The organism is Micromonospora aridisoli, from assembly GCF_056150025.1.
Map to the genome: position 1 here is coordinate 1 of NZ_JAXCFK010000022.1, position 20,958 is coordinate 20,958.

Consider the following 20,958-nt stretch of genomic DNA (forward strand, 5'->3'; position numbering starts at 1 on the left):
GGTCCGACCCGACGAAGACGCGCTGCCACCGGGACTCACCCGCGAGTGACACCCAACGCCTGACCCGCTCGCGCTACCCCAGATGGAAAGCGCTCAGTGGTGAGGCGGCGTTGTTTTCGCGGCCGGAGTTGAAGGTGGAACGGGTCAGTTATCCGGTGATGACGCCGTCGGCTGCGGTGGGTGTTCTGGAGTCGATCTTCTGGAAGCCGGAGATGCGGTACCAGGTGGTGGCGATCGAGGTGCTCAAGCCGGTACGGCAGTTCTCGGTGCGGCGTAACGAGACGTCCGATGTGGCACCGTTGGCCGAGGCGATCAAGGGCGTCCGGCGGGTGGACACGGCCGCGCACCGCGACCAGCGCAATGCGGTGTGCCTGCGGGATGTGGCGTATCGGATCCACGCGCACATCGAGCTGGCGGCGCACGCGGACAAGCCGGTTGCGGCGTATCGGGACCAGCTTCGCCGCCGGGTCCGCAAGGGGGCATGCTTTCAGCAGCCCTACCTGGGCACGCGCGAGTTCAGTGCCGAGTTCGGTTGGCCGGATGAGACCCCGCGGGCGGATGTCAACGAGGAGATCGGCATCATGCTGCACTCCATCCACCGCGACGGTGGGCTTGGTCAGCCGCGGATGGAGTGGTTCGCCGCGCGGGTCGTGGCGGGGGTGCTGTATGTGCCCGAGCGGGGTATCGAGTTGACGCTGCCGGAAGGCCAGGTGGCGTAGTGCTGCTGCAGAGGCTGGTGGAGTACGCCGACACCAGTGAGGACGTGATCCCGGCCTTCTACGCCCGTAAGCCGGTGCGGTGGAGCCTGGACATCGACGGCAACGGCGTACCCCGAGGCGATTTCGTCAGCACGGCGGACAAGGACGACCCGCAGCGCCGGTTCGGCACGCCGCGCCTTGTACCGGCGGTGACCCGTACCGTCGGGATCTCGCCCGCCCTCGCGGTCGACAACGGCGAGTACGTCTTCGGCTGGTTGTCCGAGGGCGCCAAACCGGAACGGGTCGCGAAGCAGCACGACGCTTTCCGCGCCCTGATCACTGAATGGGCTGCCGCCGAGCCTGACGGCCCAGGACCGGCGATCGTCGCCTTCTACCGCGACGGACACGCCGCCACACTTCAACCACCGGCGGAGTGGAGCAGAGGCGACCTGATCGGTCTGTCGGTCGACAGTGTCTACGCGGCGGACACTGGTGCGGCGCGGCGGTTCTGGGCCGGGGTGGCTGGTGACCGGAAAGGTTCGGGCCGCTCGGGGCTGTGTCTGGTCTGCGGGCAGGTGCAGCCGCTGTTGAAGACGGTGCCGCAGCAGATTCCCCGACGCTGGGTGCCGGGCGCCACGCAGAGCGCGTCGTTGGTCAGCATGAACGAAGCCGTGCACGGCTACGAGTTGCAGAAGTTCCTCACCAACACGCCGATCTGTGCTGACTGCGGTCTCAAGTTCATGACAGCGCTGACCGACCTGCTCTCGAATTCGGCGCACAGCACCGCCCTGTCCGGGCAGAACTCCCGGCTGGCCTGGTGGGTGCTGGGTGGGTCGACCTTCGACCCGTGGGCGACTGTCGAACAGTTGGACCCCACCCAGATCCGCAACCTGCTGGCCGGTCCGGCCGGTGGCGCGGAAGCGACGGTCGACGAGTCGTCCCGGTACTGCTCGGTGACCGTGGGCGGCAACGTCGCCCGGGTCGTCGTGAGGGACTGGGTTGAGCAGCCGATCAGCCGGGTGAAGGACAACATCCGGGCCTGGTTCGACGACCACACGATGGTCGACGCGTGGACCGGTGACGTCGCCACCGTCAAGGTCTCCCAGCTCGCTCGGGCAGCCGGGCGGTTCGAGGCGGGACGCAACGGCGGCCCCGGAACCTGGACCAACTTTGGGGCGAAGGGGGAGCACCGGCCACCCGATGTGTTCCACCGGCTGCTCGGCGCCGCGCTGCTGAAGCGACCGTTGCCGCCGAAGCTGCTCAATCACGTCGTCGGCCGGATCCGGATCGACGGGCGCCTCGACACGGCCCGCGCCGCACTGATCCGGCTTGCCCTTCGCCGTCACCCGACCCTGCCCGAGCATGAACGAGAAAGGCTGACACCAACCTTGAACGTGGCACACAAGCAGCCGGCGTACGTGTCCGGCCGCATCTTCGCCGTCATGGACGACCTGCAACGGACCGTGTTCCGGGTCGCGGACCAGAAGCTGAACACCACCTTCGCCGAACGCTACTTCGGCCGAGCCATCGACAATCCGCAGGTCGTCATCGTGTCCGGCCGTCGCAACGTGCAGGCATGGCTCAAACGGCTCCGCGGCCCCCTGCACCGGCCGAACTGGTCGGAGGCGTACGAACGGCGGCTCGACGACCTGTTCGTGCAACTCGACGCGATCCCCTCGGGGGCGGTGCTGACCGACAAGGCCCAGTTCATCCTCGGCTACCACCAGCAGCGCGCCGAGATGCGCACCGAACGACTCGCAGCCGCCGCGAACAAGAAGAAGACCGACCTGCCCCCGCAGCCCGACGACGTGGCAGCCCGCACCGACGACGAAGGAGACCACGCATGACCGCCGCGCACCTGGACCCGACCCGCCGCCACGACGCCGTCCTGCTGTTCGACGTCAGCGACGGCAACCCCAACGGTGACCCGGACGCCGGTAACCAGCCGCGCACCGACGACGAGAGCGGACAGGGCCTGGTCACCGACGTGGCGATCAAACGCAAGATCCGCGACACGGTGTCGCTGCTGCGGGGCGACGACCCCCGCTACGGCATCTTCGTCGAAGCCGGCCACGCCCTGAACACCCGGATCGAGGCGGCGTTGAAAGCCAACCCGGGTAAGGCCGACGAGGCACAACGGTGGATGTGCGAGCACTACTTCGACATCCGCATGTTCGGCGGCGTGCTGTCCACCGGCAAGGGCGGCGGCGCCGGCCAGGTCCGAGGTCCGCTGCAGCTCACCTTCGCCCGCAGCATCGATGCGATCCTGCCCACCGACCACACCATCACCCGGGTCACCCAGACCCGCCAGGAAGACATCAACAAAGGCGAGAGCACGGAAATCGGCTCCAAGTGGACCGTCCCGTACGGCCTGTACCGGGCGCACCTGTTCTACTCCGCGCCCCGCGCCACGAAGACCGGTGTGACCAGCGACGACCTCGCCGCACTGTGGCAGGCCATCACCGTCATGTTCGACCACGACCGGGCGGCCACCCGCGGTGAGATGAAACTGTGCGGCCTCTACGTGTTCAGCCACCCCGACGCCCTCGGCGTTGCCCCCTCCGCCGCCCTCACCCAACGCATCACGCTCGACCGCGACAACCGGGACAAGGCGCCGCGCGCCCACACCGACTACACCCGCACCATTAACGAGGCGGGCCTGCCGGACGGAGTCGAGCTGACCAAGCTGGTCGACCTCTGGCCGTGACCGACGACCACCCGGAGGGCAGCGGCACCGACCTGCGGGAGGTGCCGCTGTCCGCGTTGGAGCACTACGCCTACTGCCACCGGCAGACCGCCCTGATCCACGTCGAGGGCGTTTGGTCGGAGAACGTCGAAACAGTCCGCGGCGACCTCAGCCACACCACTGTCGACCTGCCCGGCATCCACCGCCGCCGCGGCGTGACCGTGATCCGGTCACTGCCGGTGTGGAGCCACACCCACGGACTGCGCGGTATCTGCGACATCGTCGAGTTCGAGAACGGCACGGCCACGCCGGTCGAGTACAAGGTCGGACGCTACAAGCCCGGCGGGCCCGCCGAACTGCAACTCGGCGGCCAGGCCCTCTGCCTCATCGAAGCCGGCTTCGCCGTCCCCACCGGCTACATCTACTCCGTCGCCGAACGCCGCCGACATCCCATACCCGTCGACGACGACCTCCTCGCCCGAGTCGTCGCCGCGACCGTGGCCGTACGCCGGCTGCTCGACACCCCGACGTTGCCGACGGCACGCAACGACGCCCGCTGCCGACGATGCTCACTGCGCGAGGACTGCCTGCCTGAACTGACCGACGGCCGCCGGCGGAGCACACCAAACCTGTTGACCCCACGACCATTGGGACAGTGGCGTGACTGAACTACTCAACACCCTCTACGTCCAAACCCCCGGCACCAGCCTGCACCTCGACGGCGACACCGTCCGGATCTACCACCCCGACCACCCCGGCCGCCGGCTCCTGCCACTCGTCCGACTTGACCACCTCGTGCTGTTCGCCGGCGTGACACCCAGCGACGACCTGCTCCTACGATGCGCCGACGACGGCCGCTCCGTCAGCTGGCTCACCGGCAACGGACGCTTCCGCGCCGGCCTGATCGGCCCTACTCACGGCAACCCGCTGCTACGCCAAGCCCAACACCGCGCCGCCGACACACCGCACCAGCAACTGCCCATCGCGATCGCCTTCGTCGCCGGCAAAATCCACAACGCGCGGCAAGTGCTGCTCCGCACTGCCCGCGACACCAGCGGCCACCGGCAAACCGCTCTACGGGCAAGCGCCGAACTCCTCGCTGGCCGGCTTGAGCTACTTGCCACCGCGACCACCACCAACGAGGTACTCGGCGTCGAAGGCATCGCCGCCCGCGACTACTTCGCCGCCATGCCCTACCTACTCGGCGAGAACAAGGACTGGAAAGCAACCGGACGCAACAAACGGCCACCCACCGACCCGCTGAACTGCCTGCTCTCCTTCCTCTACGGCATGCTCCGCGGCGCCGTGCAGGGCGCACTCGACCAAGTCGGGCTCGACCCCTACATCGGCTACCTGCACGCCGTCCGACCCGGCAAACCCGCACTCGCCCTCGACCTGATGGAAGAGTTCCGCCCGCTGCTAGCCGACCGGCTCGCACTCACCCTGCTCAACCGACGAGAACTCACCCCCGGCGACTTCGAGGAACTACCCAACGGCGCATACCGACTCACCGACACCGGCCGCAAAACCGTCCTCGCCGCCTGGCAACACAGCCGGCAACGCGACTGGCCCCACGCACAACTCGGCCGCCAGGTACCCGCCGCGCTGCTGCCCCTCGTACAGGCCCGCCTACTCGCACGTCACCTGCGCGGCGACCTGACCGTGTACCAGCCATGGACGGTGAACTGAAGCATGGACCTCCTCGTCACCTACGACGTCGAAACCGTCACCCCGCAAGGACAACGCCGACTCCGCAAGGTCGCCAAGATCTGTGAGGCGTACGGCCACCGCGTCCAAAAATCAGTCTTCGAAGTCGTCTGCCGCGAAACCGACAAAGTCCGCTTCATCGCCGCACTCCAAAGTGCCATCGACCCTACCCAGGACAGCGTCCGGATCTACCGTCTACCCGCCTACGCACTCGACGATGTCGAACACCTCGGCAAGCCCCGACCGATCGAACCACGAGGAGCCCTGGTGATCTAGGGACCCCAAGTGAAGACGGAAACCGTATGGGGTTCCGAGCTCCGGAAGGCGCATCAATTGCGCAAAACGGACTACGCGTTCATAGAGAACCGATCGCTAGGTGACTATCTTCGCTGCTCACGAACCGCTGCGCCCGGCCACCGCGCCGGGCGAGGATCGCAACATGGCTTCGCGGTCTTCGTCGGTCAGGTCCACGTCGGCGGCTGCGCCCGGCCACCGCGCCGGGCGAGGATCGCAACCGGGTAGCGTCGTGTTGGCGGTGACGAACACTCGCGGATGCTGCGCCCGGCCACCGCGCCGGGCGAGGATCGCAACCACATGGACCGGCGAGGCTGGTCCGACATCGGTTACAACGCTGCGCCCGGCCACCGCGCCGGGCGAGGATCGCAACACAACGCCACCCCCGCCAAGCCATCGAACAGAGACGGCTGCGCCCGGCCACCGCGCCGGGCGAGGATCGCAACACGAAGGCGGGCGCTGAGGCGATCCGGTTGGGTGCGGAGCTGCGCCCGGCCACCGCGCCGGGCGAGGATCGCAACGCGGATCTGCCGGCGGGCCTGCTCCAGGTCCACCCGGGCTGCGCCCGGCCACCGCGCCGGGCGAGGATCGCAACACCAAGGACGAACTGGAGGCGTATCCGCCGCCGGTGTGCTGCGCCCGGCCACCGCGCCGGGCGAGGATCGCAACATCCATCGTCCGTCGGCGAAGACGATCGTTACGTCGCTGCGCCCGGCCACCGCGCCGGGCGAGGATCGCAACAACGCCGCCGCGACTTCAGCCGGCTGCATCCCCTGCGCTGCGCCCGGCCACCGCGCCGGGCGAGGATCGCAACAGGGTTCGGCTCCGGCGACTTGGCCACATGTCCAGCAAGCTGCGCCCGGCCACCGCGCCGGGCGAGGATCGCAACCACGTCACCCGCGGCACCGGACCATCCGACCTGGAAAGCTGCGCCCGGCCACCGCGCCGGGCGAGGATCGCAACATGAGGGGGGATCTCCGATCTGGTCAGGCGCCGGCCAGCTGCGCCCGGCCACCGCGCCGGGCGAGGATCGCAACCGTCGGGCTCGGTGCGCCGAGCCCGCGCGGTGGTCGCCAGCTGCGCCCGGCCACCGCGCCGGGCGAGGATCGCAACCTGTACGCCGCTTTCCACGTCTTCAGCGCCGGCACCAGCTGCGCCCGGCCACCGCGCCGGGCGAGGATCGCAACTGTTCTTGAGCGGGTCGTGAGGGCTGAACGCCTCGTTGCTGCGCCCGGCCACCGCGCCGGGCGAGGATCGCAACACGGAGTGGTGAGTCTGCCGAGTTGCCATATCGCCGGTGCTGCGCCCGGCCACCGCGCCGGGCGAGGATCGCAACGCGCTCGTCGACGCCCGCGTCGAGGTCAACTCGGTGGATGCTGCGCCCGGCCACCGCGCCGGGCGAGGATCGCAACAACCCGGTTGCCCGGCGGGGCGGTGAACGCAAGAACCGGGTGCGCCCGGCCACCGCGCCGGGCGAGGATCGCAACGAGGCGAAGTTTGGCCGGTCCCCGAACGGGCTGGAGATGCTGCGCCCGGCCACCGCGCCGGGCGAGGATCGCAACCCCACCATCACGTTCGCCGACATCACCGACGCCGAACGCTGCGCCCGGCCACCGCGCCGGGCGAGGATCGCAACGAGATGAACGTCAGCTCGACGCCGTCACCGACATCGGTGCTGCGCCCGGCCACCGCGCCCGGGCGAGGATCGCAACGTCTCCACCAGCCGGAGCGTGTAGGTGATCGACGCCTCGCTGCGCCCGGCCACCGCGCCGGGCTGCGCCCGGCCACCGCGCCGGGCGAGGATCGCAACCTCGGCGGCATGCGCTGGGCGGAAAGCGACCGCCGGGCTGCGCCCGGCCACCGCGCCTGTCAACGCCGCTCCAACTCTGACCACCGTGGTCCGGCTGAAACTGGACCACCTCGGTTGGTTGATCTTTAGTCGTTGGTCTTGTTTGCTGCAGGGACGCGGCCGAGGTCGCGGTCCTTGAGTCGGTAGCTGTCGCCCTTCATCGAGATGACTTCGGCGTGGTGGACGAGTCGGTCGATCATGGCTGCGGCGACGACGTCATCGCCGAAGACTTCGCCCCAAATGTCGGCGACCACCACGGTCGCGCCGTCCGAACCGTTCCAGCCGGCCATCACGCACCCCCCGTCGACGCTGCCAGGCACGGGGAGGCCAGGGGTGCCAGCTCCTGCGCTCGGTCCACGACCGTGCCGTCCCTCAGGACGACGGCCGAATCCACGACGGCGCCTGCTGGCACGCGGGCTCCGGGCAACAGTACGGACTCCCGTACCCGCGCGTCCCGACCGATCCGCAAGCGACGGGTTGTCATAGGCGCGGTCCGTGCGCGCCGTCCAGGTGGTGCGGACGGCGCGCACGGTGCAGGGTTCAGGATCAGGACTTGCTGGCGCTGATGTCGGCCACCGTCACGCGGGAGACCTTGTAGGTTCCCTCGAAGGTGGTTCCCGTCTCCGGGGAGTTCACCTTGGAGCTGATCGGTACCCCGTTCTGGGCGTTGATGGTCAGCACGTGCTCCGTGTTGTCCCCAAACACCCTCGCGGTGAGGGTCAGGGTGGGCTGCCCGTCGGTCGTCGAATCCGCGACGGTGACATCCGGGATGGTGGAGATCAGGCGGAGCACGCCCGCCCGTACCTTCGGGTCGCCTCCCCCTGCGGAGAGGACGTCGACGCTGTTGACCCAGAGGTGGTTGGCGGCGATTTTCTCCCGGTCCTCATCGGTAAGCGGCGACGGGTTTGCGACCCCCTTCTGCCGAAGGATCTCCGTTCGGTCCTGCTCGGCGTCGGCAGGGGGCTTTCCCTCGTCGTACACGGAGTTGATCATTTGTTCCCGGGCTGTGGCGAGGTCTCCGGTTGCCGCGTACCGCGCTGCCGTCACCCCACGGGTGTGGAAGCCGTTGCCGAGGTTCTCGCCACGAGCGATCACCCGTGGGAGTTCGTTCCTGGCCTCCGTGTAGTAGTACTCGCCGCTGTCGGTGTACAGGTGGTAGCGGGTACGAGATGGGACGGTGCCCCGACGGACATCGACCTTCTCGACGATCAGTGACGCGTCACCCGGCAGCGAGGCGTTGTCTGCGGTGAGGTTGGCTGCCAGGGACACGAGCTTGGTGTTGCCTGCCGGTGTCGGGGAGGCGGCCCCGGCCTGACTGTCCGGGCCGGTCGGAGGCGGGGCCGTGCCGAATCCGGTGGCCATCGGCAGGGCCAGCGCGAGCGCGGCCACGGCCGCGACTCCACCGCCGGCGGCCAGGCCGAGCAGGTGGCGCTTGCGCCGCCGGGCTCGGCCGCGCTGCTCGATCGCCTCGACCGGGCGATCCATCTGTACGTCGGAAAGGGTCTGTTTCACCGCGTCCCACACCTCATCATCGTTCATGATTGAGTCTCCTAACGGGCTGCGGGCGCGAGCTGCGCCCGCAGGGTTGCGGTGGCACGGGACAGATGGACGGCTACGGTTTGGGCGGAGATGCCCAACACTGCAGCCGCGGAGCTGGTGTCCAGGTCGAGCCAGATACGTAACACGACCACCTCACGCTGCCGTTGCGGCAGCCGGCGGACGGCGGCCAGCAGGGCGTCGTTCATGTCGAGGTCGTCCTCGATGAGGGACGCCCGCTCGTGGCCGTCGAGGGCCACCTCCCGCCGGCGTCGCCGCCACCAGGACACCCGGATGTTGAGGGCGGTGCGTACCACCCATGCCGCCGGTGCCGGATGGTGGCTCAGCCGTGGCCAGGAGGCCCAGGCTCGCGCGAACGCCTCAGCGACCAGATCCTCGGCCAGCGTGCGATCGCCCGTACCAGCTAGTACGGCACGCAGGCAGTTGTCCCGGAAGCGCTGATAGAAGTCCGCGAAGTCCTTCCGTTCTCGTTCCACACGGGGTTTACGCACAAGCGCCCTGATCCATTTACCTCCACGGAAAATCTTCCGTGGATCATGAGATGGAGGTGACAAATGTGTTGAACCCTACGCGAACTCATCGACGGAGTAGTATTCAGTCGGTGTCGGGCGAGCAGCTGCTCGGAAACCTATCCTCTGTTACCTGAGCCGCGCGGGTGCCGGAGGTGACCAGGGCATCCGTCGGCGGACCAGCCAATCCGCTGACTGGTGTCTCACGTCGTGGTGAGCCGCCACCACAGCGTCACGGTGACCACGTCGGCAGACACCCCGGATCCTCACGGGACATCGCGCATGGACGACCTGGCTCCAGAGATTCCGTACGCACGCGTCAAAACACCGGTCCGCTTGCGGCAGGTTCCGTGTTCCGCTGGTCCGCTGCGGACATGGAGATCGGATCACTCACCGGCGGGCAGCCTGCCCGCGAGTGCACGGATCTGCCGCATGGCGCTCGGGGAGTCTGGACAGATCTAACGGCACCTCTCTGTGTCAAGGCGTTGGCAGCAGAGAGGTCTCCGTTAGCGAGACAGCCCCACGTCGCGTGATGCGGTGGGTCGGGGGCGGTTTGAGTAAGTCGTCGGTTGGTTGAGAATGCGTAAGAGCTGACCGCCGGGCGAAATGGTAGAAGGCTGATTTGGTCGCGTCGGTGTGGGTATGCGGTCGGGATTTTACGAGCTCCATCTCCGCAAGGCATTTACGACAGCGCGCGTGCTGAGGGCGAGCGTCGGTCGTCCGCCAGCGCTCTGGAGCAGGCCTCGACAGGTTTCATCGCCGGGGTCACGATCGTGTTTGGGATCGTCGCGCTGGGTGTGGCTCGGGAGTTGGCGGCGCTCGACTTCGCCTCAGGGGTGGGGCACCTGGTCGACGCGCCCTGCTGACGCTGTTGTCGTACCTGTTGCATGCGGTGGGATCGGTGGGCAGCCGGATTGCGCTGGCGTACGTGGTGGGGTTCTTCCTCGCCCTCGGCCCGTTCGACCATGTCGTGGTCTCCGGTCTGCACCTGCTGTTCGGCATCTGGCTCGGCGCGCCCGTCTCCTACCCGGGTTTGGGACTCAACATCGTCCTCTCCGGCGCTGGGAACCTCCTGGGCGGGCTGCTGCTGATGACCTTGACCCACGCCGTTCAGGTCAAGGGCGACTCCTGAGCCGCCGACCCCGCGACATTCGGCCCGGTCCGCACCATCGGCTGTACCCCGCTGACCTGTCCGGTCGAGGGCTGTGCCGTTTGCCGTCGAAGAGTTCGGGTAGCGGACCAGTTGAGGGCAGGACCGCGGTGCCGCCGCACGACCGCCGGGAGGACCGACCGTGACGCGCCGATTTGGCTGGTGGCATTGTTGGCCGGCGAAACGAGGGTGATCGCCGCCGCCGGCTGCATCGCCAACGACGCGGGTACGCCGCCGCCAGCCCATGCGATCGTGTGCCTTGACGTGCTCTGCGGCGAGGGTGCCGACCTACCGCTCGTCCCCTTCCGTACCCACCTTCCCCCGACCTCCGGCGAGTCGGTTCTTGCGGTCTACCCGGTGGTCGCCTTCGGCACCCTGGCCGGGACGTTCGGCACCGTCGGCCTCAGCGCCGACGGCGAACGCAAGGCCACGGCGGCGTGAGCCGCCCCCGCACGGTCTCCGCCCGGTTCGCCGAGGTACGGCAGAGTTTCTGGCTCATTCCGGCGCTCTTCGCAGCGGGCGCCGTCGTGGTGGCCATCGGCCTGTCGGTCCTGGAGCTGCGACTGATGCTGCCGTTCGAGCCCCTCCTGCCCAGCGGTCCCGCTGGCGCGCGGTCCCTGCTGTCGTCGATCATCACGGCGATGATCTCGTTCACGGCACTGGTCTTCTCCATCACGGTCGTGGCGCTGCAGTTGGCCAGCAGTCAGTACTCCCCACGCGTGCTGCGCACGTTCCTCCAGGACCGGGTCATCCAGGCCACGCTCGGGACGTTCGTCGCGACGTTCCTGTTCGCGATGGTGGTGCTCGCGGCGTTGCCGGCCCGCGACAGCGAGCGGCTGCCCGAGCTCTCGCTCGCCGTGTCGATGTCGCTCGTCCTGGCCAGTACCGCAATGTTCATCTACTACCTGCACCACATCACCACGGTGATGCGGGTGTCCCACATCATCGCCGCCATCGGCGCGCAGACCCGCCGGACGATCGATCGGCACGTGCCCGACCGGGAGGAGCCGGCCGGGGTCGTCGGCGAGGTGGTGCAGGTCGTGCCGGCACCCGAGGCGGGCATGGTCACCGACGTCGACCTCGCCCTGATCGCCCGGCTCGCCCGGGAGCACGACTGCGCCGTCACCGTCGTACCGGCGCCCGGTGACTTCGTGGTCGCCGGAGCACCGTTGCTGCACTGCCACCGACTGCCCAGCGGTACGCCCCGCCCACTGTCCGCCGAGCGCGTCGTCCACGCGGTCACCATCGGCGTGGAGCGCACACCAGGTCAGGACGTGGGGTTCGGCATCCGGCAGCTGGCCGACATCGCCGCCCGCGCACTGTCCCCAGCCTCCAACGACGTCACCACTGCCGTTCGGGCCGTCCAGGAGGCGCACGACCTGCTCCGCCGCCTCGCGACCCGGCCTGATCCGACGCGGATCGTCCGGGACGACGACGGCACGGTACGGGCCCAAGCGAACCATCCCACCTACGACACGTACCTGACGATGATCATCGACGAGCTGCGAAGGACCGCCGACCGGCAACCACGGATCAACAGGCTGCTCGACGCCGTCGTCGCCGACCTGGACTCCGTCGCACTTCCGGCCCACCGGCTGGCGATCCGGCGCCGTCTAGCGACCCGTTGACGCTGCGCTCAAGGTGGGCGGACCTCCCCGATGGTCACGTGGTCGTCGCAGGTATGCGCGGGGGTCAGTGACCGTCGGCTGATGGTGCTGCCGGGTGTGTGAGAGTCGCTGTTGTCTGAGGTGGGTGGATGGTGATGTCCTGAGTCACGGAGGCGACACGAATGCCGTTTTCGGTGAAGCGCTCCAGCACTCGTCGGGTGACCTGATCCTTGACCTGTCGGGCGGCGCGTACCGGCACCACGAACCGGGCGGACAGCTCAATCCAGTTCGGGGTGGCGCGGATGAAGACACGGGGATCGACCTCGGCCTCAGCGACCGGGTATCGGTGGCGCATCTGCTTGATAGCGTGCTGCGCCTCGGCCGTAGACGAGATGTTCTGCGCCTCCTCGCACAGGATTCGTTCCGCCAGGTGCCAGTCCGCCTCGTAGGGGACCGGCAGGGTCAGTTCCTCCCACAGATGGTCCAGCACCATGCTGCTGTTGAACACCGGTGCGGTGAACACGAAACGGTTCGACAGGGACACCAGCCGGCCGGTGTACTGGCGGCCGCGGATCCAGGACTCCGGGTCGGAGGAGGAGCCGCTTTCCAGGATTCGGGTACGTAGCGGGGTGATGTCCAGCACGTCGCCGCGTACGCCGCACATCTGGATGCGGTCACCGACGCGGAACTGCCGGCCGGTGAGGATACTGACCCAGCCGGCGAATGCGCCGAGAACCTCCTGCAGGGCCAGGGCGAGACCGGCGGCGAGCAGGCCGACGACCACGCCGATCCGGCCAGCGAACGGCCGCCACAGCAGCGCCAGCGCGAAGAGCAGGGCGACGACGGTCAGGTAGTGCACTGCCTTGCGGAGGTAGTAGCGGTTCGTGGTGTCCTTCACTCTGAGTGTGGCCAGACGACCGGCCAGGGCGGCGGAAACGACGGCCAGCAGGACCAAGACGACGCTGGTCACGAGGCGCCCGTTCACGCTGCTCGTATCCCACAGGATCTCCAGGAACCGCGCCATGCTGCTTACCCATCGTTCTCGGCCGCGGCCGGCCGATGCGTGTCCGGCGCAGTTCTCACCATAGGCAGCCGGCGACGGCGGCACCTCGGAAAAGCCGTACGAGGACAGGTGGATCGGCGGCACCAGCGTGTGGCAGGTCGGTCTCGAACGGAGGTCGGTTTGGGTGTTGTCTGTGGGCATTACGAGCGGACGCTCGGCGACCACTTGGTGGGCGTCTGCCGACGAGCTGCCTCTGTTCGGCTCAGCGGCGCCGTTGAGCAGTCGACAGGGCGGATCATCACCGACACTGGCGGCGAACGCCGCTCGGTATCCGGCGTGAACGTGGAATGGATACCGCGCTACTGGTCGACGTTGGGGACAGCGGGGAGCAGACATTCTCGGAGGATGGCGGTGAGCCGCCGTTCGGCTTCGGAAGGGTCGAGGACCCGTCGGACGCGGGCGAGAATCACCTTGTGGTTCGGTTCCAGCGGAGGCCGACCAGGTCCACGACGCCTACCGGAGGACCGCATCACCGCGCTCCTTCAGGCTGCTGTCCGCGAGGAGATCATTGACGGGAACGGTCCTGCTGCCGCACACGACGCCACACTTGGGATTTGGGGCGAGACCGTAACAGCCGGATCAGGTCAGTGGTCGCGCCAACCTGGAGGAGCACGTACGGCAGGCGAAAGGCGCAGCCATAGGCACCGGGACGTCAGCTTCGCGGGTACGACGAAGCCGTCGCTGGCATGACGTAGCACACGAGGTCGAGCGGCGCGGTGGTTCCTGGTCACCGATCCGGCGAGCGTGCGTCGAACAACCGGTCACGGGCTCAGTTCCCGCCGCCATGCCCGTCCTCGTCCTGACCCTCGTAGCCACCTTCACGCTGGATGATCGGCGACGGGGGAGCAGCCGGGGTCAGCGGCACGGCGACCGGCGCTGGAGCGGTGATCGCCTGGCCGTTGCCGAAGTCGAATGTCACGAAGACGTTCTGGCCAGGGCGCAGCGACTCGTCCAGGCGGATGAGCTGTAGCACCTGACGGGCCTCCGTGTTGAGCTGCACGAAGCCCAGCGGCGGGATCTCCACCCGGGCCGGCTGGCCCGCCGGGGTCGGGAGGGGACCGTCGGTCGGGCTGGTCTCGCCGCCCGGCGACGCGGTGCCCCTGGTCGGTGTGGTTGACGGGGCGGCCGACGGAACCCGAGCCGGCGTCACGGTGGCATCGGTGACGGCGATCCCGGCGGCGTCCTCGGTGGTGACGGTCACGGTGACCGGGTTCCTCGAGTCGTTGTAGAGGACCACGTTCAGGATCGCGTTGTCGCCGGCCTCGTAGCCGTCCATACCGGGGAAGGCGACCAGCAGGCCGCGGATGGCGTACTCGCCGTTGGCGGTCTCCAGGTTCACGCCCTGCACCGACGGCACCTTGTTGGCGGTCTCGGCGACCTGGCCGGTGCCGCATCCGGAGAGCAGTAGTCCGGTTGCCGTCATGCCGGACAGCAGCAGGCCTCCCAACCCGGAACCTTTGATCGAGCGCGCCACGTCGGTCCTCCTCGTCGGGATCCCGCCCGTTGCGGGATGGTGGCTGTGTCCGGGGCAGGCCGCGCCCAGGCTAATTGGGGCTTTTCCACCCCGCACACCCAACCGCGGGATACCACCCCCGCGGGTGCTCCTCGGACCGTGCGCCCGCCGGGACGAGCTATGGAGTGATCGGTGTGGGTGAGCCCACCCCATCGCCTGGCCGTTCACCAGACAACGCCTGCGTACGTTCGCCGAGCGTTTTACCCATAGAAGCGTAAACTGGGACCAATTGAGTTTTTCATCAGAATTGGGCACTGCGAGGCAGAGGACGGTATGGGGAAGACGACTCGCTCGGGTTCTCGCCGGATCTGGCGTCGCCCATGGCGACCAGGACCGGTCCGTCGACGGTTCACCGCAGCCGTTCGGCTGGTGGTGGCGCTGCTGTTGGCCGGCGGTGCGTACGCGCTCTTCGCGCCGGCGGCGCGGGCACAGGAGGAACCGCGGTTGAGCGCCGCTGCCGCAGCGGGTGAGGCGCTGTTCGAGGTCGGCTGTATCACCTGCCATGGCCGCAGTGCCGGTGGGGTGCAGGGCCGGGGTCCGAGCCTGATCAACGTTGGTGGGGCGTCGGTGGAGTTCCAGGTGGGTACCGGGCGGATGCCGCTAGCCCGGCAGGAATCGCAGGCACAGCGTAAGCCGCCGCAGTACTCCGAGGAGGAGGTGCAGCAGCTGGCGGCGTACATCGACTCGCTCGGGGTGGGTCCGGTGGTGCCGGACGACATCGGTGCTCGCGTTGAGGGCGCGGACCTGGCGCGCGGTGGGGAGTTGTACCGTGTCAACTGTTCGCAGTGCCACGCCTTCGGCGGTGGCGGCGGGGCCCTGTCGTCGGGCAAGTACGCCCCGAGTCTCTACCCGGCCAGCGACCGGATCATCTATGCGGCGATGCTCAGCGGTCCGCAGAACATGCCGGTCTTCGGGGAGAACACGCTGACTCCGGACGAGAAGGCCGACATCATCGCCTACATTCAGCGGGTCCTGCAGTCCGACACCGATCCGGGTGGGTTCGACCTCGGTCGCTACGGCCCGTCCACCGAAGGCCTGACGGTGTTCCTGGTCGGCATCGTGGCACTGGTCTTCGCCAGCCTGTGGATCGCGGGCAAGTCGTGAGCGAACACGCCGCTCAGCAGAGTCGTCCGGCGGTTAACGTCAACGACCCGTCGCTGTCCCGCCTCGACATTGTTCGTGAGGGCGCCCGCCGCGACGATATCGAGATCGTCCACTACGAGCCGCAGGTTGCGCCCGGCTCGAAGGCCGAGCGGCGACTGGTGCGCGCCGTCGCAGCGCTGTTTGTCATCGCGGGGCTGTCCTCGCTGGTCTTCCTGGCCGTGTTCATCTGGTGGCCGTGGCGCTATCGCCTGGTAGCCGACATGGAGGAGTTCTACACCCCGCTGCTCGGTGCGACGATGGGCATCGCCCTGTTGGCGGTCGGGTTCGGCGTGCTCATGTGGGGCAAAAAGCTGCTGCCCAAAGAGGTGTCCATCCAGGACCGGCACGAAGTCGCCGTCTCCCCGGACGACCAGCGGCTCACCGGCCAGACCATGCTGCACATGGTCGACGAACTCGGCGTCAAACGCCGCCCACTGCTCGGCGTCTCCCTGCTCGCCGGTCTCGTCCCGGTCGGCGCGGTCGCGGTGGCACCCCTGATCGGCGGTCTCATCCGCGATCCACACCGGGACCGGGAGCTCTACCAGACTGGCTTCGCCCCGGCCGACGAGCAGGGCGCGCTCACCCGCATCCGCCTGGTGCGAGAAGACGGCCGCCCGGTCCGCCCGGCTGACCTGCTGCCCGGGGGGCAGGTCACCGTCTTCCCCGGCATCCCCCACGGCGTCAGCAACCAGTACGCCGACTCGGTCACCCTGCTCATCCACCTGCGCGCTCAGGATGCCCTCACGGCACGGGAAAACAACGAGGACGTCGGCAAGATCGACTGGATGTGGGGCAACTACATCGCCTACTCCAAGATCTGCACCCACGCGGGCTGCCCCGCCAGCCTCTACGAGCAGCAGACCAATCGGCTGCTGTGTCCCTGCCACCAGTCGCAGTTTCTGATCACTGAAAACGCCAAGCCCGTGTTCGGTCCCGCCAGCCGGCCGTTGCCCCAACTCCCGATCGAGATCGACGACGAAGGGTTCTTCGTCGCCTCCTCCGACTACAAGGACCCCATTGGACCCGATTTCTGGGAACGCCCCTAACTGGCTTGACGGCAGCGCCAAGTGTTTCTGATCACCCCACGAACTAGCCGGTTTCCTTCCGAACGTCCGGCTGTCGTCGCTCGGACCCGCCAGGATCCAGGACCCGTAGCGGGCGGGCACGTCCCGCCACGCCGCTCCGGCCCGGATCTTCCACACGATCCCGTTGAGCACCCGCCGGTCATCGACCGAGGCCGGCCACCCGCCACCGCTGACGGCAGGTACCGGGAGAAGGCTTCCCACTCGATGTCAGACAACTCGTAGCGACGACCCACGCGCTACATCATCCGTCGGTAGGCACCCCGAACTTCTCGCGGAGCAGGTCGATGAACGCCCGCAACTCGACCGTCGGCACCCGGTGGGTGCGTCGGTATTGGCGCAGCAGCCCGGCCTCGACGAACTCGGCCCACGTGACGGAATGGCCGCCGCGCGGCTCCGTGCGTAGCACGGGCTTGTGTCGACGCCCCTTACACTCGTCGCCCTTTAGCCAGTAGTGCAGCGTCTACTGCGCCACCGGCAGAAGCCGGACAGCCTCCGCCTCCGAGAAGACCGCACGCTCCAGGACGCTCCCCACAGCGCCGATCTCCCACGCGTTGACTTCTCCGTGGGTCACGGCAGACCCGCTGTCACGCCGTACTGGGCCGGCCGGGACCGCCTGCTCCGGTGCGCCCCTTGGTGGGGCGCGCTGTGGGACGTGCTGTTCGGCGCGGACGGCGGTGTTCAGAGTGGGGGGCCGCCGTGGTGGTCGAGTTTGCCGCGGAGGGCGTCGGCGAAGCCTTCGGCCATGGTGAGTTGGTCGCGCAGGGCAGTGACGCGGGTGGTGGCGGCGGTGTGGAACATGGCGAGCCGGTCGAGGAGCCCGGCGCGGTCGGTGCCGGTGGCGGTGTCCAGCGCTCCGAGGACGGCGAGCAGGTCGCGCATCTCGTCGAGGGTGAAGCCGAGGGGCTTCATCCGCTTGACCACGGCGAGGCGGTCGAGGTCGGGTTCGGCGTAGAGGCGGAAGCCGCCCTCGCTGCGGGCGGAGGGGACGATCAGGCCGGCTTCCTCGTAGTGGCGGATGGTGCGGATGCTCAGCCCGACCCGTTCGGCGGCTTCGCCGATCTGCATGAGGCGGCCGGTTGCCGGGCCGGAGGCGTGCCGCTCCGGCCCGGTGTCGCGGCTAGTGGCGGCCATCAATGGCCGACGCCGAGCTGCCCGGCGAGGGTGTCGTGGATGCGAGCGCTGGGCTTGTTCAGCTCGACGATCTCGACGGTCTTGCCGCGGGCGGCGTACTTGGTGGTGATCGCGTCCAGGGCGGCGACGGAGGAGGCGTCCCAGACGTGGGCGTGGGTCATGTCGATCACTACGTTCTCCGGATCGTTCGCGTAGTCGAACTGGCCGACGAGGTCGTTGCTGGAGGCGAAGAACAACTCCCCGTGTACGGAGTAGATCCGGGTGCCGCCGTCGGGGTCCAAGACGCTGGTGACCTCGACCAGGTGAGCGACCCGCCGGGCGAAGATCACCATGGCGGTGAGCACACCGACGACGACGCCGACGGCGAGGTTGTGGGTGGCCAGGGTGGTGGCGACGGTGGCGAGCATGACGATCGTCTCGCCGTACGGCATGCGCTTGAGTGTCTTCGGCGCGACGGAGTGCCAGTCGAACGTCGACACGGCCACGATGACCATTACCGCGACCAGGGCGGCCATCGGGATGACGGCGACCACGTCGCCGAGCGCGACGACCAGGACGAGCAGGAAGACACCGGCCAGGAAGGTCGACAGGCGGGTCCGGGCGCCGGACGCCTTCACGTTGATCATCGTCTGGCCGATCATCGCGCAGCCGCCCATGCCGCCGAAGAACCCGGTGACGATGTTGGCGACACCCTGGCCCCAGGACTCGCGGGTCTTGCTGGACGGGGTGTCGGTGATGTCGTCGACCAGTTTGGCGGTCATCAGGGACTCCATCAGCCCGACCAGCGCGATTCCCAGGGCGTAGGGGGCGATCAGGGTGAGGGTGCCCATGGTCCATGGGATCTGCGGCAGCCCCAGCGTGGGCAGGCTGTCCGGCAGTGCTCCCTCGTCGCCCACGGTCGGCACCGCCACGCTCGCGAAGACAGTGATCACGGTCAACACCACGATGGCGACCAGTGGCGCCGGAACGGCGCGGGTGAGCCGGGGCAGCCCGACCATGATCGCCAGCGCGACGGCGATGAGAGGGTAGACCAGCCACGGCACGCCGAGCAGGTGCGGAACCTGGGCGGCGAAGATCAGAATCGCCAGGGCGTTGACGAAGCCGACCATGACGCTGCGCGGGATGAACCGCATCAGCTTCGCCACCCCGAGCACCGCCAGCAGGACCTGGAGCGCGCCGCCGAGGATCACCGCCGCGATCAGGTAGTCCAGCCCGTGCTCCTTCGCCAGCGGCGCCACCACCAGGGCGATCGCTCCGGTCGCGGCCGAGATCATCGCCGGCCGGCCGCCGCAGATCGCGATCGTCACCGCCATCGTGAACGAGGCGAACAGGCCCACCCGAGGGTCGACCCCGGCCAGGATCGAGAAGGAGATCGCCTCCGGGATCAGCGCCAGGGCGACGACCAGGCCAGCCAGGACCTCGGTGCGGAACACCTTCGGCGACAGCCACGACGGACGGGACAGACGCGGCCGGGAGACCGCGGACAGCACAGCAGACATACAGCCATTTCCACTCAGGGCGTCACGTGACGCAGGCAGGTCCAGCCCACACCATTGGGGCACAGCTACTAACAACAACAGTCGGTCCTGCCGGACCGAGGAGCTCATCAACCTGGACTCGGTCAGGGCCGCCGCAGCAGCCATCCGGGCACACTGGGACGACCGGGGCCTACCCTACCCTTCCGTCAGGGGAGAGTTGGCCGAACGTGGTGATCATCACCATGCTCGTGAACCGGACTCCGCCCGGGCCTCGCACATCGTGTCCAAGGTGGCGGCCGGCGACCGCGGGAGGCTGGGCCGCTAGCCTGCGCCAGCCAGGTTCGAGCTGTTCGGACGCACCTCGGTCCCCTTCGGTTCGGGCGCACGCGGCGTGTCCCCTACGCACCTCAGTGGTCCTGGTTCAGACCCTGTTTTGTCGGCGTGTGCTGCGCCGGTGCCAGCCGAAGACTGCGGCGGACATCACGGTGACGGTGACGGCGTCCACGAGGCCCCGCCCGAGGGCCCGCCCGGCGAGGCTCCACTCAGTGCCGACCAGCGCCATGCCGGTGAGGGCGAATGCTGGGATGAGGGCCAGCGCGATCATGACTCCTGCGGTCAGCACCCGGCGATTGACGACGAGCAGTAAAGCGCCGGCGGCGCCGGCCAGTACCGCCACCGTCACGCTGGTCCAGCTGGTGGTTGAGAAGTACGCCTCAAGGGCTGCAGCGGGCAGGTAACTGCTCACGCCGGCGTCGCGCCAGCTGGAACCGAACAACGCGCATGCCGCGGCGCCGACCGCGCCGCCAGCGGTCAGTGCGCTGTAGCCCTTCGCGGTGTCGATCAGGCCCCGGCGGAGGGCTCGGCTGCCGTGCGCGATACCGAGCGCGACCCGGCTGAACGGTTCGAAGCCCGGCGCGATGACCATTGCGCCGATAAGCAGGTGCAGGGTGCCCGACGCGAGCCCGAGCGCGGCGAACGTTCCGGCCACGAGCATGATGGCCACCTTGCCGGCGGTCATCGTGCTTTCCTGGCCGATGGCCAGTTCCACTTCCTCGACGGTTGCGGTGTCGCTGTCCTGGACCACGTCATCGGCGCGACCGGCGGACACCACGCTCGCCGGGCGGCTGGTGGACAGGGAGACTCTGGTGTCGCTGCCGATCCCGCAGCGATCGGCGACTCGCATCACTTGCTGCAGGTCATGGTTGGTGACCTCGACGGTGAGCACGTCACCGGGCGGGTGCAGGGCCACGCCAGGTTGCAGGCGCAGCGACAGCGGGTTCAGGCGACGCATTGCCGCCACGACCTCCGCCGTTCGCTCGGCGGGAAGGATCAACTCGACGGTGCGCGGCATCCGGTTCCTCCCGGGGCTGCAGGGGTGCAGTGGGGCAGAGGTGCCTCGACACGTCAACGAGGGGTGTGCGGGTGGCGTTGTCGGCGCAGGTGGTCGTCACTCCACACCGTCAGTTATCAAGGCTATTGGCGCCGGCC

At 68.5% G+C, this 20,958-nt stretch carries 20 protein-coding genes, 2 pseudogenes and 1 CRISPR repeat array; of the genes and pseudogenes, 11 read left to right on the top strand and 11 right to left on the bottom strand.

Going from position 1 to position 20,958, the window contains the following annotated elements; translation table 11 throughout:
- The first annotated feature begins 59 nt into the window (after positions 1–59).
- The 6 genes from cas5c to cas2 are packed head-to-tail and all read left to right on the top strand — an operon-like array spanning position 60 to position 5,367.
- Positions 60–719, top strand: a complete 660-nt coding sequence (gene cas5c, locus SM447_RS28000) for a type I-C CRISPR-associated protein Cas5c (RefSeq protein ID WP_474575919.1) — start codon at positions 60–62, stop codon at positions 717–719.
- A complete protein-coding gene (gene cas8c / locus SM447_RS28005) occupies positions 719–2,545 on the top strand; it encodes a type I-C CRISPR-associated protein Cas8c/Csd1 (protein ID WP_474575881.1) in 1,827 nt (608 codons plus the stop codon). Before cas5c ends, cas8c begins: the two co-directional genes overlap by 1 nt.
- Positions 2,542–3,405 carry a type I-C CRISPR-associated protein Cas7/Csd2 gene (cas7c, locus tag SM447_RS28010; RefSeq protein WP_474575882.1) on the top strand — a complete coding sequence of 288 codons (864 nt, stop codon included), beginning with the start codon at positions 2,542–2,544 and terminating at the stop codon, positions 3,403–3,405. The genes cas8c and cas7c overlap by 4 nt, the downstream gene beginning before the upstream one ends.
- Positions 3,402–4,052: a CRISPR-associated protein Cas4 gene (gene cas4, locus SM447_RS28015; protein ID WP_474575883.1), complete on the top strand. Its 651-nt coding sequence runs from the start codon at positions 3,402–3,404 to the stop codon at positions 4,050–4,052. The genes cas7c and cas4 overlap by 4 nt, the downstream gene beginning before the upstream one ends.
- Positions 4,045–5,073: a type I-C CRISPR-associated endonuclease Cas1c gene (gene cas1c / locus SM447_RS28020; protein WP_474575884.1), complete on the top strand. Its 1,029-nt coding sequence runs from the start codon at positions 4,045–4,047 to the stop codon at positions 5,071–5,073. The genes cas4 and cas1c overlap by 8 nt, the downstream gene beginning before the upstream one ends.
- Before the next feature lie 3 nt (positions 5,074–5,076).
- On the top strand, positions 5,077–5,367 hold the full coding sequence (gene cas2 / locus SM447_RS28025) for a CRISPR-associated endonuclease Cas2 (protein WP_474575885.1): 291 nt from the start codon (positions 5,077–5,079) through the stop codon (positions 5,365–5,367).
- A gap of 126 nt (positions 5,368–5,493) precedes the next feature.
- A CRISPR array of direct repeats spans positions 5,494–7,021; the repeat unit is 37 nt; unit sequence GCTGCGCCCGGCCACCGCGCCGGGCGAGGATCGCAAC.
- A 24-nt stretch (positions 7,022–7,045) separates the two neighbouring features.
- On the opposite strand, the gene SM447_RS28030 is transcribed toward cas2, so the two are convergent.
- From SM447_RS28030 to SM447_RS28045, 4 genes and pseudogenes are all read right to left on the bottom strand, one after another.
- Entirely contained in the window at positions 7,046–7,258 is a 213-nt protein-coding gene (locus SM447_RS28030) for a hypothetical protein (RefSeq protein ID WP_474575886.1), read from the bottom strand.
- Between the two features lie 62 nt (positions 7,259–7,320).
- Positions 7,321–7,473 (bottom strand): annotated as a pseudogene (locus SM447_RS28035) (ATP-binding protein); the annotation flags it as partial.
- A 307-nt stretch (positions 7,474–7,780) separates the two neighbouring features.
- Positions 7,781–8,773, bottom strand: a complete 993-nt coding sequence (locus SM447_RS28040) for a hypothetical protein (RefSeq protein ID WP_474575887.1) — start codon at positions 8,771–8,773, stop codon at positions 7,781–7,783.
- Positions 8,774–8,784: 11 nt separating this feature from the next.
- The gene (locus SM447_RS28045; RefSeq protein WP_474575888.1) at positions 8,785–9,267 is read right to left on the bottom strand and encodes a sigma-70 family RNA polymerase sigma factor; all 483 of its coding nucleotides are present in this window, start codon (positions 9,265–9,267) and stop codon (positions 8,785–8,787) included.
- Positions 9,268–10,201: 934 nt separating this feature from the next.
- On the opposite strand from SM447_RS28045, the gene SM447_RS28050 reads away from it, so the two are divergent.
- The 3 genes from SM447_RS28050 (at position 10,202) to SM447_RS28060 (ending at position 12,078) form a co-directional block, all read left to right on the top strand.
- Positions 10,202–10,432, top strand: coding sequence for a hypothetical protein (locus tag SM447_RS28050; RefSeq protein ID WP_474575889.1), 231 nt, complete (start codon positions 10,202–10,204; stop codon positions 10,430–10,432).
- A 180-nt stretch (positions 10,433–10,612) separates the two neighbouring features.
- Entirely contained in the window at positions 10,613–10,891 is a 279-nt protein-coding gene (locus tag SM447_RS28055) for a hypothetical protein (RefSeq protein WP_474575890.1), read from the top strand.
- A complete protein-coding gene (locus SM447_RS28060; protein ID WP_474575891.1) occupies positions 10,888–12,078 on the top strand; it encodes a DUF2254 domain-containing protein in 1,191 nt (396 codons plus the stop codon). The genes SM447_RS28055 and SM447_RS28060 overlap by 4 nt, the downstream gene beginning before the upstream one ends.
- A gap of 64 nt (positions 12,079–12,142) precedes the next feature.
- Here SM447_RS28060 and SM447_RS28065 read toward each other — a convergent pair whose 3' ends face one another.
- Complete coding sequence (locus tag SM447_RS28065; protein ID WP_474575892.1) at positions 12,143–13,285, bottom strand: mechanosensitive ion channel domain-containing protein; 1,143 nt, start codon at positions 13,283–13,285, stop codon at positions 12,143–12,145.
- 604 nt (positions 13,286–13,889) lie between these two features.
- Complete coding sequence (locus tag SM447_RS28070; RefSeq protein ID WP_474575893.1) at positions 13,890–14,594, bottom strand: hypothetical protein; 705 nt, start codon at positions 14,592–14,594, stop codon at positions 13,890–13,892.
- A gap of 312 nt (positions 14,595–14,906) precedes the next feature.
- On the opposite strand from SM447_RS28070, the gene qcrC reads away from it, so the two are divergent.
- Together qcrC and qcrA are read left to right on the top strand one after the other, a co-directional pair.
- Positions 14,907–15,737 carry a cytochrome bc1 complex diheme cytochrome c subunit gene (qcrC, locus tag SM447_RS28075; RefSeq protein WP_474575894.1) on the top strand — a complete coding sequence of 277 codons (831 nt, stop codon included), beginning with the start codon at positions 14,907–14,909 and terminating at the stop codon, positions 15,735–15,737.
- Entirely contained in the window at positions 15,734–16,822 is a 1,089-nt protein-coding gene (qcrA, locus tag SM447_RS28080; RefSeq protein ID WP_474575895.1) for a cytochrome bc1 complex Rieske iron-sulfur subunit, read from the top strand. The genes qcrC and qcrA overlap by 4 nt, the downstream gene beginning before the upstream one ends.
- A gap of 96 nt (positions 16,823–16,918) precedes the next feature.
- Here the strand turns inward: qcrA and SM447_RS28085 are convergent.
- The 5 genes and pseudogenes from SM447_RS28085 to SM447_RS28105 all read right to left on the bottom strand — a co-directional run.
- Positions 16,919–17,062: pseudogene (locus tag SM447_RS28085) on the bottom strand (transposase); the annotation flags it as partial.
- 40 nt (positions 17,063–17,102) lie between these two features.
- The gene (locus SM447_RS28090) at positions 17,103–17,267 is read right to left on the bottom strand and encodes a hypothetical protein (RefSeq protein WP_474575896.1); all 165 of its coding nucleotides are present in this window, start codon (positions 17,265–17,267) and stop codon (positions 17,103–17,105) included.
- Positions 17,268–17,539: 272 nt separating this feature from the next.
- The gene (locus SM447_RS28095; protein WP_474575897.1) at positions 17,540–17,992 is read right to left on the bottom strand and encodes a MerR family transcriptional regulator; all 453 of its coding nucleotides are present in this window, start codon (positions 17,990–17,992) and stop codon (positions 17,540–17,542) included.
- Positions 17,992–19,491 (bottom strand): SulP family inorganic anion transporter, encoded by a 1,500-nt coding sequence (locus SM447_RS28100; protein WP_474575898.1) that lies wholly within the window; start codon positions 19,489–19,491, stop codon positions 17,992–17,994. Before SM447_RS28100 ends, SM447_RS28095 begins: the two co-directional genes overlap by 1 nt.
- A 400-nt stretch (positions 19,492–19,891) precedes the next feature.
- Positions 19,892–20,821, bottom strand: a complete 930-nt coding sequence (locus SM447_RS28105) for a DUF389 domain-containing protein (RefSeq protein ID WP_474575899.1) — start codon at positions 20,819–20,821, stop codon at positions 19,892–19,894.
- Positions 20,822–20,958: the final 137 nt, after the last annotated feature.

Bases quoted from the DNA above. Each gene is read 5' to 3' on its own strand.
- cas7c (WP_474575882.1), top strand. From the start codon at position 2,542: ATGACCGCCGCGCACCTGGACCCGACCCGCCGCCACGACGCCGTCCTG.
- qcrC (WP_474575894.1), top strand. From the start codon at position 14,907: ATGGGGAAGACGACTCGCTCGGGTTCTCGCCGGATCTGGCGTCGCCCA.
- cas2 (WP_474575885.1), top strand. From the start codon at position 5,077: ATGGACCTCCTCGTCACCTACGACGTCGAAACCGTCACCCCGCAAGGA.
- SM447_RS28040 (WP_474575887.1), bottom strand. From the start codon at position 8,773: ATGAACGATGATGAGGTGTGGGACGCGGTGAAACAGACCCTTTCCGAC.
- SM447_RS28100 (WP_474575898.1), bottom strand. From the start codon at position 19,491: ATGTCTGCTGTGCTGTCCGCGGTCTCCCGGCCGCGTCTGTCCCGTCCG.
- SM447_RS28105 (WP_474575899.1), bottom strand. From the start codon at position 20,821: ATGCCGCGCACCGTCGAGTTGATCCTTCCCGCCGAGCGAACGGCGGAG.
- SM447_RS28095 (WP_474575897.1), bottom strand. From the start codon at position 17,992: ATGGCCGCCACTAGCCGCGACACCGGGCCGGAGCGGCACGCCTCCGGC.